We start from the raw sequence: 15,186 nt of genomic DNA on the forward strand, positions 1-15,186 counted from the left end.
GCTGCTGCTCGGCGCCGCGCTGGGCATGGGCGGCTTGGTCCTGTACGGTCATTTGCGCGCGAAACGTCAGACCAGACGTCTGGCCGCGAAGCGGGATGGCATGGCGCCATGGGCGATGATCGACGGACTGGTCGCATCCGGCATCGCGGAGCCTGTGGCGGAATTCCTATGGGACGCCATCAGCCCCTATTATGGCGAGGGCGATATATTGCCGCACCCCGATGATGATCTGGCAACAGACGCCGGAATCGATTCGGAAGATATCGAAGACATGGTCGCCGATTTTTTCCGGCTGTTTGCGCTGCCTGGAACCGACGGCCCAGTCGCCGGAAACCATTCCCTCGTCCCTCAGCATCGCCGGCTTCGCGCGCTATCTGGACGAACGGCGCATCGCCCTTCAACCCTGATCAGGGCCAGTTTAGCGTGACGCCGATGGTCAATCGCCAGCGATCACCAAAGCCCGCATAGGGATCATGCACGACACGGTTGGCCGACAGATCGACGTTCATCGGCCCATCCTTCACACGGATACCCCCGCCAGACGAGGCAAGGCTGAAGCTGGTCGCGTAGGAAATCAGCCGTTCATTATAGGTCGCACGGGCGCCATCTACATAAGTGTAGAGTTCCACCTGCCGCCCGGCCTTGCCCACAGTTGGCGACCAGGCCAGTTCGGCGCTGCCGGCGATGCCCTTGTCTGCCGTCAGCACCGCCGGTTCGAAACCGCGACCATATTCCGTCCCCCCCAGCGCCAGTGACTCGACGCTCGACAACGCATCGGCGCTATATTGCGCCGTCATGCCCAGCCGCAGCACCAGATTCTGCGTCAAAAGGCGGTGATAGGCGGCGCTCAACCGCAATTTCGTGAAATCCTTGTCGGTCAGCAATATCGTCGCCTGCGCGCCGGGCAGATCGAGCGTGCGCGCGATGGAGAGCGCGGCCGCCGCACGGGACCGCGGCCCGGATCGCGTCCAGTTCACCGTGGCCCGCGCCACCCGTGATCGTTCGGTAATCAGCTGCAGGTCGCCATAATAGATATCGCTCTGCTGCGCATCGAAGGAAGCGGTCGCACTGAACAGCGTGGCCGGCCCGATATGCAGGGGATAGCTGAGGCTGGCCGAGAAATTCAGGCTACGGCCGCGCAGGCCGAAGATCGGCTCCACGCTGCTGCCGCGCACCGCCGACAGCCCGGCTTGCAGTCCGTCAAAGCCGATCGGCATGGCATAGGTGGCGCCCCACGCCTCGCCTCGCCCGCTGATTGATCGGGTATAGAGCATGTCCACCCGATCGCCGCCGGTCAGCAGGCTGCCCATGCTGGCCGATGCGGTCGCCTGCGCCCTGCCCAGCGTCCCATTGCCATTATTGTCGAAGGACAGGGAAAGGCGTGGCGGCGCGGAATCGATGCGGAAACGCAGGATCAGGCCGCCCGGCTGGCGCCCGGCAATCATGTCCGCCTCAACCTTAGCGCCGGATATGTCGCCGATCAGGCGCAAGGCGCGCTGGAGTTCTCCCTTGTGCAAGGGGCCCTCCCCACGCAGCTTTTCGGCGATCCGCCGGACCCGGCGGTCGGCACCGGCCCGCGCTTTCCCTTCGAACTGGAACCCTTCGACATGGCCTTCCACCACGCCGACCTCCAGCACGCCGTCATCGGCCAGCCGGTCGAGCGTGATGGTATAGATGGCGATATCGCTCGCGCCATAGGCCCGGTCCAGCGCGGCGGCAGCCTGTCGCAGGGTCGATTCGCTGGAGGGACGGCCGATCAGGGGTTGCAACGCGGCGGTCAGATCCGGCGCGATGGTCGATCCGCGCACGCGCATCGCCTTCAGGCCGATGGTTGGATTGGGCACCAGTCCGCCGGCTTCCTCGGCCATCGCGATGGTCGATTGCAACAGCGAAGTGGACAGTAAAAGCAGCATGCCAAACAACACGGCGCGAAAGGCGCGCGTCATTGCCCTTGGGCTCTGTCCTCTCCGGCCTGTCCGCTGATGGGGCAGGGCCAATGGCATCCGATGATCGGGCATTCTATCCTACCGATAAAATGCCCCCCTGCCGCCATCATGGCAGTCGCCGGTTTCCGGAGAGGCCAATAGATAGAGTTAATTCAGCATTAGCCATGCTGCCCTTGCATCGACAGGCCTCCCGCTCGATATAAGCAACCAGGAGGTTGCTTATATGTCCGACAGCATCATCAAGACGATCGAAATCGCCGCGCCCGTAGAGAAAGTCTGGGACGCCATCACCGATCATGAAAAATTCGGCGCCTGGTTTCTGGTGGCGCTCGACCAGCCCTTTATCGTGGGCCAGAGCACGACCGGACACATGACCTATCCGGGCTATGAGCATTTCCCCTGGGAATCGCGCACGGTCGCGATCGAGCCGATGACCCGCTTCGCCTTCATATGGCCGGCGATCGGCGGGGATGAGGCGGCGATCCGCAATGGCGTGCCGGAATGGACGCTGGTCGAATTCCTGCTGGAGCCGATCACGGCGGGCACGCGACTGACCGTGGTCGAAAGCGGTTTCGATGCCGTGCCGGAACCGCGCCGGTCGAATATCCTGCGCTCCAATGAAGGCGGCTGGGCGGAGCAGGTCCAGAATATCCGGCGCTATGTCAGCGGCTGAACCGGCCTCGCTCTTTTCCGCATTGGGTGATTCGACCCGGCTGGGGCTGGTCCGGCGCCTGTCCGATGGCCGGGAACGGTCGATCGTACAACTGGGCGACGGACTGCCGATGAGCAGGCAGGCGGTTGCGAAGCATCTGGACGTGCTGCATGGCGCGGGGCTGGTCCATCGCCGCCGCAGCGGGCGGGAGGTGCATTATGCGCTGCGGCGCGACGCGATCGAGGCGGCACGCCACTGGCTGGGCGAAGTGAGCGCCCAGTGGGACGGCACGCTCGCCCGGCTCAAGGCCATGGTGGAGGAAGGGAACCGGCAAGGCCCCCTACCCTGATATTAATTAGTTCGGCGTGGCGGCGCGTGCGTCCTGCCCGTCACCTTCCGGCGCGGCGATGATGTCGCGGGTGGTGCTGCCCTTGTCGACCACTTCGGTCGCCGGATCACCGGCCGAGGAGCGGATGCCGGCAGCCGCATTGGCGCGCCCGGCGGCGGTCAGCGCAGCGGTTTCACCCGCGCTGCGGGCGGCGGGGCCGCCGAACATCGCCTGCATCGCTTCACTGCGCGAATCGACCGCAGCGGCGGCCGGGGTGCCCGGCGCCGGCGGCACGAGCGCGAAATCGGGCGGCACGACCAGCGGTGCCTGACGCGAGACGGCGAATTCATCGGGGCGCGCGCGGTTGAACAGGCCACCGCCGCCGCCACAGGCGGACAGGGATGCAACAAGGCCAGCGGCGAGGATCAGGTTACGCTTCACTTCAAAGTCTCCGTCTTTGCGCTCTTGTCGCGCAGCAGCAGCGCCCGCGCAAGCAGGATCAACACGCCGATCGTGATGGCGGCGTCCGCCAGGTTGAAAATCAGGAAAGGCCGCCATTCGCCGAAATGCAAATCCGCATAATCAACGACATAGCCCAGCCGGATGCGATCCACGATATTGCCGATCGCCCCGCCCAGCACCATGCCCAGCGCCGCGACATCCTGCCGCGCGCGCTCCCGCCACATCCACACGCCCACAAAGGCGGCGATCAGAAAGGTCATGCCGACCAGCGCCCAGCGCGCCATATCGGTATCGGCATGGAAGAAGCCCATGGAAACACCACGATTTTCCAGCCAGCGCAGGCGGAAGATCGGCAATATCTCGATCCCCTCGTCCAGCCGGCTCTTGAGCGCCAGCGGATAGGTGACGGTATATTTGACGAGCTGGTCCAGCGCGAGCGTCACGATCGCGACGGTCAGCCCCAGCGGGCGATGATTGATGGCAGCCATGGAAGATCAGCCCGCAGTCAGGGGAAAGGCGGATGACGCCGTGGAAAGCAAGAACCCGTCGGAAACCGTCATTGTCATCCCGTTCATTCAAGTGCGACCATTTTGCTGCGCTATACCCAAGGGCCTGCGCGCAGGACAGGGAGAAGTTTGCCGGCTACGTGCTCCTGCGACAGCAGGAGCCCAGGGTCGAACGAAATGCCACGCATCCTGGGCTCCTGCCTTCGCAGGAGCACGTCACATCCAGCTACGCCTTCAGCACATCGTCGCAGCGGTTGCAGAGCGTGCCGTCTTCCTCGACCTCCGGCAACAGGCGCCAGCAGCGGCCGCATTTGTGCCAGTCGCTGGGCTTGACGATGATGCCGTCGCCCACGCCCATTTCGATCCGGGCGACGATAGCGATTTCGGCGAAGTTCACACCGTCGCTGGGCAGCATTTCGCCCATGGTGACGTCGGCTTCCAGACTGGAGCGGATCACCTTTTCACGGCGGAACGGTTCGATCGCCTCGTTCACCTGTTCGCGCTGGTAGCGCAGTTCGCCCCATTTGTCGTTCAGATGGCTGTTGATCCAGTGATGATCGACTTCCGGCCATTCGAGGAAATGGACGCTATCCTCGTCATTTGGGAAGCGGCTTTGCCAGACTTCCTCAGCGGTGAAAGGGATGATCGGCGCGACATAGCGGACCAGCGCATGGAACAGCGTATCGAGCAACGTGCGATAGGCGCGACGCTTGGGATCGCTCTTTGCATCGCAATAGAGGCAATCCTTGCGGATATCGAAGAAGAAGGCGCTGAGGTCGCTGTTCGCGAAGTCGAAGATCGCGCGGGTGTAGCGGCTGAATTCCAGCCAGTTCTCGCTCTTCGCCGCCTTGTCCACCACGGCGCGCAGCTCCGCGTCGAGCTGAGCCAGACGGTGGAGCATATAGCGCTCCAGCTCCGGCATGTCGGCATAGGACACCGCTTCCGTCTCTTCATCATAGTCGGAAAGAGCGCCCAGCATGTAGCGGAATGTATTGCGCAATTTGCGATAGGCGTCGGACGATCCGGCGAGCACTTCCTTGCCAATGCGCACGTCATCGAAATAGTCGGTGCTGGCGACCCAGACGCGCAGGATGTCCGCGCCGCTCTCGCTCATGATCTTGAGCGGATCGACGACATTGCCCAGCGACTTGGACATTTTCTTGCCCGTGCCGTCCAGCGCGAAGCCATGGGTCAGCACCGCGCCATAGGGCGCACGGCCGCGCGTGCCGCAGCTTTCCAGCAGCGAGGACTGGAACCAGCCGCGATGCTGGTCCGACCCCTCGATATAGAGGTCGGCGCGCGTCCCTTCGCCATAGCGGCCCTCGACCACGAAGCTGTGGGTCGAACCTGAATCGAACCAGACGTCGAGAATGTCGTTCACGACCTCATAGTCGTTGAGGTCATAATCGGGACCGAGCAGCGCCTGATGATCCGCGCCGAACCATGCGTCCGCACCCGCGCCCCTGAACGCTTCGATGATGCGGGCATTGACTGCCGGATCAACCAGATATTGCCCACTCTTGCGATGGACATAGAGGGCGATCGGTACGCCCCAGGCGCGCTGGCGGCTGATCACCCAGTCGGGGCGGCCTTCCACCATCGAACGGATGCGGTTGGTCGACCGCTCCGGCACCCAGCGGGTCTGCTCGATCGCGTCGAGCGCGATTTCGCGCAGCGTCGGGCCGTTGCCCGTGACGATCGGGGTCGGCATCACGCCGCCATCCACATCGGCCAGCACGGCTTCCTGTGGTTTATCCATCGGGATGAACCATTGCGGGGTGCAGCGATAGATGATGCGCGCCTTCGACCGCCAGCTATGCGGATAGCTATGGCGGAAGTCGCTGGCGCTCAGCAATGCGCCGGCCGCGCGCAGATCGGTGCAGATCGGGCCTTCGGGACCGTTGAACTTGGTGTTGATGACGCTGCCCTGCCCGGCCAGCCAGTCCCAGTCGTCGCGATAGAAGCCCGCATCATTGACCGCGAAGACCGGATCGATGCCCAGCTTCTTGCAGGCGAGGAAATCCTCCTCACCATGGTCGGGCGCCATATGGACGAGGCCGGTGCCCGCATCGGTCGTGACATGATCGGCCGGCAGCAGCGGACGCGGCCTGGCGAAGAAGCCGCCCAGCGCGTGCATCGGGTGACGGGCGATCGCGCCGGCGAGGTCGGTGCCTTTGCCGCGCCATTTAACCACAGGCGTTTCCAACCGCTGACCAAGAAGCCGCGTGAATACGGCATCGTTCAACGAAAGTTCGCTCGCAACGAGGATCGACTTACCGAGTTCGGGAACGTCGAAGAGGACGTAATCAATCTCTTCCCCATAAGCGATCGCCTGATTGACAGGGATCGTCCACGGGGTCGTCGTCCAGATCACCGCATAAGCGCCGACCAGTTCCGGCGCGTTCGGCGCTTCGACAATCTCGAACGCCACGTCGATCTGGGTCGAGGTGACGTCCTCATATTCCACTTCCGCCTCGGCCAGCGCGGTCTTTTCGACCGGGGACCACATGACGGGCTTGGCGCCGCGATAGAGCTGGCCGCTTTCCGCGAACTTCAGCAATTCGCCCACGATCGTCGCTTCGGCATCGAATTTCATGGTCAGATAGGGATCGGCCCAATCACCCATCACGCCCAGACGCTTGAACTGATCCTTCTGCACGCCCACCCATTTGTCGGCATAGGCGCGGCACTGGGCGCGGAATTCGGCGGCGGGCACCTCATCCTTGTTCAGCTTCTTCTTGCGATATTCCTCCTCGATCTTCCATTCGATCGGCAGGCCGTGGCAATCCCAGCCGGGCACGTAAGGCGCATCCTTGCCCAGCAGCGACTGGCTGCGGACGATGATGTCCTTCAACACCTTGTTCATCGCATGGCCCATGTGGATGTCGCCATTGGCGTAGGGCGGGCCATCATGCAGGATAAAGCGTTCGCGGCCGGCACGCTTCTCGCGCAGCTTGCCATAGAGGTCCATCGCCTCCCACTTCGCCGCAATGGCCGGTTCCTTCTGCGCAAGGCCCGCCTTCATCGGGAAGTCGGTGACGGGCAGGAAGACGGTGGATTTATAGTCAGGTGCGTCGGTCATGGGTGTCCGTGCAAGTCTCTATGATCCGTTCGCCCTGAGCGAAGTCGAAGGGCCGGCCCGAGTGGAACGAGGGCTTGCGCAAAGGCCTCGACTTCGCTCGGCCCTGTGTCTCGACTTCGCTCGACACGAACGGGAAATGTGGAAGCGTCGCCCTACGCGAGCCGGGGCGTTCCCGCAAGGATTTGCCGCGCATCCTCGCAATCGCGGGCGATGCCGGCCATCAGCGCGTCGAGCCCGTCATATTTCACCTCGCCATGCAGATAGCGGATCAGCTGCACTTCGATCGCCTGATCATAAAGGCTTTCGGCGAAATCGAAGAAATGCGGCTCCAGCAATTCCTTGGGCGGATCGAAGCTGGGGCGGATGCCCAGGTTCGCGGCCCCATCCAGCACCCGCCCGTTCGGCAGCAACCCGCGCACGACATAAATGCCATAGGCCGGACGCAGATATGGCCCCATATCGATATTGGCGGTCGGGAAACCGATGGTGCGGCCCAGCTTGTCGCCATGCTGCACCATCCCCTCGATCGCGAAGGGGCGGGTCAGCAGGCGCGTGGCCGTGTCGCAATCGCCCGCCTGTAGCGCGGCGCGGATGCGGCTGGAGGAAATCACCCCCTCCCCGTCCATGACCGGGGCGATCGCCTCTGCCGACAGGCCGAACTGGCCGAAGCTGTCGATCGTGCCGCTGCGCCCCTTGCCAAAGGTGAAGTCCTGCCCGGTGACGACGGCAGCGACGCCCATCTGATCTGTGAGCAGCCGGACATAGGCGGCGGCATCCAGCGCGGCCAGCTCCGGCGTGAAGTCGAACACCAGCATGGCGTCCGCCCCGGCGCGGGCGAACAGCGCGGCGCGCTGGTCCAGCGTGGTCAGGCGAAAGCTGGGCGTATCGGGCCGGAACAGGCGCATCGGATGCGGATCGAAGGTGGCGACGATGGCCGGGCGCCCTTCGGCCCGGGCGCGATCGATCGCACGACCGACCACCGCCTGATGGCCCGCATGAAATCCGTCGAAATTGCCCAGCGCCATGACGCTCCCGCGCAGAGGAGCGGGGATCGGGGCGCCGCTAGAAAGCCGCTCCATGGCGCGCCTATAGGGGGGTGGGCCGGGCGTGGCAATGGACCACCGTGCTCCTGCGAAAGCAGGAGCCCAGGCTTCCGGACGCAGCGCTTGCCGCCCTAGGCTCCTGCTTGCGCAGTAGCACGGGATTGCTACTTCCGCTCGAACGTCACGAAGCTATAGGCCGGTCGCCCATCCACCGCCGGATGATCGTCCCGCGCGCTTTCCCGCCAGTCCGCCGGATCGGGATAGGCGATCGCCGCATCCCCCTCCGCATCGACATGCACTTCGGTCAGTTCGATCCGGTCGGCCAGCGGCAGGAACAGGCGATAGATTTCCGCCCCGCCGATCACCATCGCGACCGGCGCGTCGGCCAGTGCGATCGCCCCGGCGATATCCTGCGCGGCCTCCGCCCCCTCGCTCGCCCATGCGGCATCGCGGGTCAGCACGATATGGCGACGGCCGGGCAACAGGCCGGGCAGACTGTCGAACGTCTTGCGCCCCATGATCATGGGGTGTCCGGCGGTGATCGCCTTGAAATGTTTCAGGTCCGCCGGCAACTGCCAGGGCAGGTCGCCATCCTTGCCGATTACGCCATTGTCGGCGCGGGCGAGGACCAGGGTGATTTGCGTGCGGTTCATGCCCTGCCTTTCAAGCGCAGCGTGCTCCTGCGGAAGCAGGAGCCCAGTTGAAACGTTGGAACTGGGCTCCTGCTTCCGCAGGAGCACGAACCTTACAGCACCAACCGCGTCACATGCCCCATCTTGCGGCCGGGACGCGCTTCATGCTTGCCATAAAGGTGCAGATGATTGGCCGGATCGCCCAATATCTCCAGCCATTCATGCCCCTCATCACCGATCAGGTTGCGCATCTCCACGCGCGACGCGGCCAGGCCGGTGTCGCCCAGCGGCAGGCCGCAAATGGCGCGGACATGGTTTTCGAACTGGCTCGTCACCGCGCCCTCGATCGTCCAGTGGCCGCTATTATGGACGCGCGGCGCCATTTCGTTGAACACCGGGCCATCGGCGCTGGCGAAAAATTCGCAGGTCAGGACGCCGACATAATCGAGTGCGTCAGCGATCTGCTTTGCCATCGCGCGGGCCTGCGCCATCTGCCCCTCGATCAGCGGCCCGGCGGGCACGGTCGATGTGGCCAATATGCCTTTCACATGCACATTCGCCGCCGAATCCCAGAAGCGCACTTCGCCATCGGCGCCGCGCACCAATATGACCGAAAATTCCTCGGCAAAGGTGACGAACCCTTCCAGGATCGCGCTCTGGCGGCCGATGGCGTTCCAGGCGCCGACCGCATCGCCCGGATCGGACAGGCGCGCCTGCCCCTTGCCATCATAGCCCATGCGGTTGGTCTTCAGGATGGCGCGGCTGCCGACCTGCTCGATCGCCTCTTCCAGATCGTCGAGGCTTTCGACCGGGGCGAAGGGCGCGGTCAGCCCGCCCAGATCGCAGACGAAGCGCTTTTCGGCGAGCCGGTCCTGCGCCACGCGCAGCGCCTGCGCACCGGGGCGGACGAGGCCGTGGGTAGACAGCACCTCGACCGCGGCCGGATCGATATTCTCGAACTCATAGGTGACGACGTCGACACCATCGGCAAAGGCGGCGAGCGCCTGCGCATCCTCATAGGCGCCGCGCGTCCAGAGCGGCGAAACGTCGGCGGCCGGGCCGCTTTCCTCCGGCGCATAGATGCTGGTGCGATAGCCCAGCTGGGCCGCCGCCATGGCGATCATCCGGCCGAGCTGGCCGCCGCCAAGGATGCCGATGGTGGAGCCGGGCGCGATGGTCGTCATGGGCCTTCTATCTATCAGTCTTCGACGGTTTCGGCGACGGCGTCGGTCTGGCGGGCGCGCCAGGCGTCGAGCCGATCGGCCAGAGCCGCGTCATTGGTGGCAAGGATGGCGGCGGCCAGCAGCCCCGCATTGATCGCGCCGGGCTTGCCGATGGCCAGCGTGGCGACCGGGATGCCGCCGGGCATCTGGACGATGGAGAGCAGCGAATCCATGCCCTTCAACGCTTTGGATTCGACCGGCACGCCCAGCACCGGCAGGCGGGTCATCGATGCGGTCATGCCGGGCAGATGCGCCGCCCCGCCAGCGCCGGCGATGATCACCTTCAGGCCGCGCGAGACCGCGCCGCTGGCATAATCATAAAGGCGCTGCGGGGTGCGGTGGGCGGACACCACCTTGCATTCATGCGCGACGCCCAGCGCGTCCAGCGTTTCGGCGGCGTGGCGCATGGTTTCCCAGTCGGACCGCGAACCCATGATGATGCCGACGTCGATTGCGCTCATGGCCTTGATACTTTCCCCTGATGGCCCGGAAAGCCCTAATATCCCGAAGAACAGGCCCCTTAGCGAGCGGGTCGCCAAGGGGCAATGTTAATCCTCCCCTTTCAGGGGAGGTGGCGCGCGAAGCGCGACGGAGGGGGTAGGCGGCCGGACGCGAGATAGCGTTTGCCGCTCGCCCCCTCCACCATTTGCGATGCAAATGGTCCCCCTCCCCGTTCCGGGGAGGATTTACCGTTCCGACAGATAATAGCGGTCGATGGCGGTCAGATCGTCGGCCAGGTCATAGACGATCGGCTGACCGGTCGGGATTTCCAGTTCGGTGATTTCATCGTCGGGAATGTTCGACAGATGCTTCACCAGCGCGCGCAGCGAATTGCCATGGGCGGAAATGACGACGCGCTTGCCGGCCTTCAGGTCGGGCGCGATGACCGATTCCCAATAGGGCAACACGCGGGCGATCGTGTCCTTCAGGCTTTCGGTCGACGGGATCGGGATGCCGGCATAGCGGCGGTCGGCCGCCAGATCGAATTCGCTGCCCGCTTCCAGCACCGGCGGCGGAATGTCGAAGCTGCGGCGCCAGATCTTCACCTGCGCGTCGCCATGCTTGGCCGCCGTCTCCGCCTTGTTCAGGCCCGTGAGGCCGCCATAATGGCGTTCATTCAGGCGCCAGTCCTTTTCGACCGGCAGCCACAGCCGCCCCATTTCCTCCAGCACCAGATTGAGCGTCTTGATCGCTCGGCTCTGAACCGAGGTATAGCATTGGTCGAAATCCAGCCCCTTTTCCTTCAGCAGGCGGCCGGCGGCGCGCGCCTCTTCCACACCCTTTTCGGTCACATCGACGTCCCACCAGCCGGTGAAGCGGTTTTCCAGATTCCAGGCCGACTGGCCGTGACGGATAAGGACGAGAGTGGGCATAGGGCGCGTCTCCTGCACAAGTGCGGACAATGGGTGCACGACCACTCCTCCCTATCCGTTCGCCCTGAGCCTGTCGAAGGGCGTTGCGCGCGCCCTTCGACAGGCTCAGGGCGAACGGAGCCAGGACGGCTTCGCCATGCATGGCTTCCCATAACGGGCAAAATCCTGCGCGCAAGCCTTGCGAGCGGTCGCGCGACGCCCACATTGCAGTCGATCCGTCGATACGATAGCCGTTGGCAGACGAAGGAAAAGGAAGCAGCAACTTGGCATTTGTGAAGGGCGCATGGCGCATATTGGTCGCGATCAAGGACGGGCTGGCCCTGCTGCTCCTGCTGCTCTTCTTCGGTGCGCTCTACGCCGCCCTCTCCTTCTCCCCCAAGCCCGCGCAAAAGGTCGGCAGCGGCGCGCTGCTGCTGGATCTGGACGGCAGCATCGTCGAGCAACCCGCAGAGGTCAGCGCCATGGCCCTGCTCAGCGGCTCCGGCCCGGAAACCAAGGAATATCGCCTGTCCGACATCGTCGCCGCGCTCAACGCCGCGAAGGATGACGCCAAGGTAAAGGCCGTGGTCCTGAACCTCGACGGCTTTGCCGGCGGCGGTCAGGTGGCGATGGCCCGCGTGGGCAAGGCGCTGGACGGCGTACGCGCCGCCAAGAAGCCGGTGCTGGCCTATGCCACGCTCTACAGCGACGACAGCTATCAACTGGCCGCCCATGCCAGCGAAGTGTGGAGCGATCCGCTGGGCGGCGTTGCGATTCTGGGACGGGGCGGCTCCAACCTCTATTATAAGGGGCTGATCGACAAGCTGGGCGTGAACACCCATGTCTATCGGGTCGGCACCTATAAGAGCTTCGTCGAACCCTATATCCGGTCCGAACAGTCGCCCGAAGCCAAGCAGGCCAATCAGGCGCTGGCCGGCGCCCTGTGGCAGAACTGGCAGGATGATGTCGCCAAAGCGCGACCCAAGGCGAAGATCGCCGCCTATGCCGCCGATCCGCTGAGCGCCGCACGCGCCACCGGCGGCGACATTGCCAAGGCCGCGCTGGCGGCGGGGCTGGTCGACAAGCTGGGCGACGAAGCCGCCTTTGGCGCGCGCGTGGCGCAGGTCGCGGGCGACTCCAGCAGCGACAAGGCGGGCAGTTTCGCTAGCATCGACCTGGCCGCCTATGTGAAGGCGCACAAGCCCTCCGGCGATGGCCAGATCGGCGTGCTGACGGTCGCGGGCGATATCGTGGACGGCGAAGGCGGCCCCGGCACGGCGGCGGGCGACACGATTTCCGACCTGTTGCTGACCGCGCTCGATGAAAAGGATCTCAAGGCCCTCGTCGTCCGCGTCGATTCGCCGGGCGGATCGGTGATGGCGTCGGAAAAGATTCGCGGCGCGATCCTGCAAGCCAAGGCGGCCGGGCTGCCGGTGGTCGTCTCCATGGCCAATGTCGCGGCCAGCGGCGGCTATTGGGTGTCGACGCCGGGCGACGTGATCTTTGCCGAACCGGACACCATCACCGGGTCGATCGGCGTGTTCGGCATCATCCCCAGCTTTGAGGGCACGCTGGCCAAGATGGGCATCACCACGGACGGCGTGCGCACCACGCCGCTGTCGGGCCAGCCCGATGTCGTGGGCGGCACCACCCCGGAATTCGACCAGATCATGCAACTGGGCGTCGAGGATATTTATCGCCGCTTCGTGGGGCTGGTCGCCCGCTCGCGCCACAAGACACCGCAGCAGATCGACGCCATCGCGCAGGGTCGCGTCTGGGACGGCGGCACCGCGCGCCAGATCGGGCTGGTCGACCGGTTCGGCGGCCTGGAAGACGCGATCGCCGAAGCCGCCCGCCGCGCCAAACTCGATCCCGCCAAGGCGCGCGCCTATGCGATCGAGAAGAAGCCCGATCCCTTCACCGAATTCGTCCAGTCGATCGCGCAGCGCGAACAGGAAGATGCCACCGCGCCCCGCGACATGCTGGCGATGCAGGCAGCGGCGCAGCGCGGCTGGGCGATGCAGGCGGTGTCGGATGTGAAAGCGCTGGTCACGGGCGCCGGCATCCGGGCCGACTGCCTCGAATGCCGCGGCTATGGCGCGCCCAAGCAGCAAAGCGCTGCGGATGGACGCGGGGTGATGGCTATGCTGGCTGGATTGTGGCGGTGATCTGACCGGCTGCGTCGCTCCCCTCCCCGTAACCGGGAGGAGAACGGGACTTATGCGCGCAGCGGGTCAGCCGCAATGGGATGACCGAAGGCACGGACGACCATTATGACCGCATTATCCAGATTTATGCGATCCCGATTGCAGACATTGGCATGATCACCGATAATCGGAACATGCGAGCATTCAGAATCCGCTTGTTACTTCTGATCGCTTTCAGCCCCATGTTGCTTTGGGCAGCAATGACAGCCTTTGACAGTGGGCTTCTTGGGCTTTGGAAGGCAATAACCGCCCTGCCCAATTGGACTAACGTCCACACTGGCCCCTTCATTCCCGCGCTTGCCTCCGCCTTTCTGCTTGTTCTCGGCGTCATAAGCGTAGCCATATGGTTCCTGCTAAAATATGTTCAGAGACCGTTTGAAAAATGCGCGAAAGAGCGCATTTTTGTAGCCGCACCGGCCCTCACCCCCACCCGGCCGCCCAACAGGGTACCATATGTGGGCGGTCGGGTGGGGGTGAGGGCCGGTGCGGATGCGCCAAAGGCGCATTCCCAAACAGACTCTCACAAGCGAGAGCGGGCAGACTGAAATTCCACCCGACGCCGCTATCTCAGTCGATCCATTGATACATTTTCCGACAATTGCGGCCTTAGCCCGGCACAATCCTGCGACATCGCTCTCCTAATGCCTTTTCATACCGCCACCTCGGCGCGTGGAAGGAGCAAGTTCCATGAAGACCATCGCCCTCAGCATAGCCAGCAGCGCGCTGGTCCTCAGCCTTGGCCTGACCGCACTGGCGGCGGCGCCGCTCGCGCAGCAGGCGCCGATCGTGGAGGGCAAGGGTAAGCCGATCCTGCTCCAGCGCATGGTGGTGACGGCGACGCCGCTGCCCAACTGATCAGCCCAACCCTGTCATCCCAAAAGCCTCGCAGTCCGCTGCGGGGCTTTTTTGTTCGCGCGGAGGCGCAGGGATATGCCGCAAGGCAGCGCACCCAATCTCATTCCATGGCTTGGATTGAAATGAAGTCGGCTTGATCCGCCGCGTCATTGCAAGCGGAGCATGTCGGAGGCGGGCAACACCCAACCAATCCACCTGTGCACTCATGGGTTGGTTGGGCTTCGCCCGCCTTCGGCCCGCTCCGCTCGCAATGACGATTCAAGATGAAATCATCCCGCTGCAAAAATCCTCCGCGCCTCCGGGTGAGCCATAAGCGCCTGTTATTCGACCATTTCTGAACACCCGTTCAGGTTAAATCGCCACTTGATACAATTCCCGACAAACTGGCCCGCTTCCCGGCACAGCCTTGCGACAAGTGCCGCCTATCTCTGTCTTCGACGCCACGGAATGGCGCCCGGAAACAAGGTAAGGAGCAAGACATGTTCAAGAAGATCATCATGGCCCTGGCCACCACCACCCTGGTCGCCAGCCCCATCGTCACCGCACAGGCGCAGGCCGCGCCCTATCATGGCGGGCAGCAGCGTCAGGAAGTCAGCCGCACCACCGTCCACCACAAGGCGAATGGCCGGACCGTCGTCAAGAAGCAGACCGTCGTGCGCAAGAACACCAACCCGCGCTGGGCCAAGGGTCAGCGTTTCGACCGCAGCCGGGCCAGCAATTATCGCGTGGTGAACAATTATCGCGATTATCGCCTGTCCGCTCCGCCGCGCGGCTACCAGTGGGTCCGCTCGGGCAATGACGCGGTGCTGATCGCGATCACCAGCGGCATCATCGGCGCGGTCGTCGGCAGCGCGATCCGCTAAAAGCCACCCGCCATACCGATAAGGCGCCCCGGAGT

General features: G+C 64.2%; 16 protein-coding genes. 7 read left to right on the forward strand and 9 right to left on the reverse strand.

The genetic code is table 11. The features are described from left to right. Window positions 1-115: 115 nt before the first annotated feature. Window positions 116-427, forward strand: coding sequence for a hypothetical protein (locus BMX92_RS26855; RefSeq protein WP_143066725.1), 312 nt, complete (start codon window positions 116-118; stop codon window positions 425-427). On the opposite strand, the gene BMX92_RS04915 is transcribed toward BMX92_RS26855, so the two are convergent. Next, on the reverse strand, window positions 408-1,946 hold the full coding sequence (locus tag BMX92_RS04915) for a ShlB/FhaC/HecB family hemolysin secretion/activation protein (RefSeq protein ID WP_093012840.1): 1,539 nt from the start codon (window positions 1,944-1,946) through the stop codon (window positions 408-410). The genes BMX92_RS26855 and BMX92_RS04915 overlap by 20 nt on opposite strands. A 223-nt stretch (window positions 1,947-2,169) precedes the next feature. Between BMX92_RS04915 and BMX92_RS04920 the strand changes: the two genes are divergently transcribed. Both BMX92_RS04920 and BMX92_RS04925 read left to right on the forward strand, forming a co-directional pair. Further along, entirely contained in the window at window positions 2,170-2,619 is a 450-nt protein-coding gene (locus tag BMX92_RS04920) for an SRPBCC family protein (protein WP_093012843.1), read from the forward strand. Beyond that, window positions 2,606-2,947 (forward strand): ArsR/SmtB family transcription factor, encoded by a 342-nt coding sequence (locus BMX92_RS04925; RefSeq protein ID WP_093012845.1) that lies wholly within the window; start codon window positions 2,606-2,608, stop codon window positions 2,945-2,947. The genes BMX92_RS04920 and BMX92_RS04925 overlap by 14 nt, the downstream gene beginning before the upstream one ends. Window positions 2,948-2,953: 6 nt before the next feature. Here the strand turns inward: BMX92_RS04925 and BMX92_RS04930 are convergent, their stop codons facing one another. The 8 genes from BMX92_RS04930 to gpmA form a co-directional block, all read right to left on the reverse strand. Continuing rightward, window positions 2,954-3,367, reverse strand: coding sequence for a DUF3035 domain-containing protein (locus tag BMX92_RS04930; protein ID WP_093012847.1), 414 nt, complete (start codon window positions 3,365-3,367; stop codon window positions 2,954-2,956). Further along, window positions 3,364-3,876, reverse strand: coding sequence for a signal peptidase II (gene lspA / locus BMX92_RS04935; RefSeq protein WP_093012849.1), 513 nt, complete (start codon window positions 3,874-3,876; stop codon window positions 3,364-3,366). Before lspA ends, BMX92_RS04930 begins: the two co-directional genes overlap by 4 nt. Before the next feature lie 244 nt (window positions 3,877-4,120). Next, complete coding sequence (ileS, locus tag BMX92_RS04940) at window positions 4,121-6,976, reverse strand: isoleucine--tRNA ligase (protein WP_093012852.1); 2,856 nt, start codon at window positions 6,974-6,976, stop codon at window positions 4,121-4,123. A gap of 152 nt (window positions 6,977-7,128) precedes the next feature. Continuing rightward, window positions 7,129-8,055, reverse strand: a complete 927-nt coding sequence (gene ribF / locus BMX92_RS04945) for a riboflavin biosynthesis protein RibF (protein ID WP_093012855.1) — start codon at window positions 8,053-8,055, stop codon at window positions 7,129-7,131. Between the two features lie 128 nt (window positions 8,056-8,183). Further along, entirely contained in the window at window positions 8,184-8,672 is a 489-nt protein-coding gene (locus BMX92_RS04950) for a dihydrofolate reductase (RefSeq protein ID WP_093012858.1), read from the reverse strand. Window positions 8,673-8,764: 92 nt separating this feature from the next. After that, the gene (locus tag BMX92_RS04955; RefSeq protein ID WP_093012861.1) at window positions 8,765-9,835 is read right to left on the reverse strand and encodes a 5-(carboxyamino)imidazole ribonucleotide synthase; all 1,071 of its coding nucleotides are present in this window, start codon (window positions 9,833-9,835) and stop codon (window positions 8,765-8,767) included. Window positions 9,836-9,849: 14 nt separating this feature from the next. After that, complete coding sequence (purE, locus tag BMX92_RS04960) at window positions 9,850-10,335, reverse strand: 5-(carboxyamino)imidazole ribonucleotide mutase (RefSeq protein WP_093012864.1); 486 nt, start codon at window positions 10,333-10,335, stop codon at window positions 9,850-9,852. Between the two features lie 225 nt (window positions 10,336-10,560). Further along, complete coding sequence (gpmA, locus tag BMX92_RS04965) at window positions 10,561-11,247, reverse strand: 2,3-diphosphoglycerate-dependent phosphoglycerate mutase (protein WP_093012867.1); 687 nt, start codon at window positions 11,245-11,247, stop codon at window positions 10,561-10,563. A 263-nt stretch (window positions 11,248-11,510) separates the two neighbouring features. Between gpmA and sppA the strand changes: the two genes are divergently transcribed. From sppA to BMX92_RS04980, 4 genes are all read left to right on the forward strand, one after another. Continuing rightward, entirely contained in the window at window positions 11,511-13,394 is a 1,884-nt protein-coding gene (sppA, locus tag BMX92_RS04970; protein WP_093013897.1) for a signal peptide peptidase SppA, read from the forward strand. Between the two features lie 80 nt (window positions 13,395-13,474). Beyond that, the gene (locus BMX92_RS04975; protein ID WP_093012870.1) at window positions 13,475-13,978 is read left to right on the forward strand and encodes a hypothetical protein; all 504 of its coding nucleotides are present in this window, start codon (window positions 13,475-13,477) and stop codon (window positions 13,976-13,978) included. A gap of 142 nt (window positions 13,979-14,120) precedes the next feature. Beyond that, window positions 14,121-14,288, forward strand: coding sequence for a hypothetical protein (locus BMX92_RS27275; protein ID WP_177184936.1), 168 nt, complete (start codon window positions 14,121-14,123; stop codon window positions 14,286-14,288). Between the two features lie 479 nt (window positions 14,289-14,767). Beyond that, the gene (locus BMX92_RS04980) at window positions 14,768-15,151 is read left to right on the forward strand and encodes an RcnB family protein (protein WP_093012873.1); all 384 of its coding nucleotides are present in this window, start codon (window positions 14,768-14,770) and stop codon (window positions 15,149-15,151) included. Window positions 15,152-15,186: the final 35 nt, after the last annotated feature.

This window comes from Sphingobium sp. YR768, assembly GCF_900111125.1.
GTDB lineage: Bacteria > Pseudomonadota > Alphaproteobacteria > Sphingomonadales > Sphingomonadaceae > Sphingobium.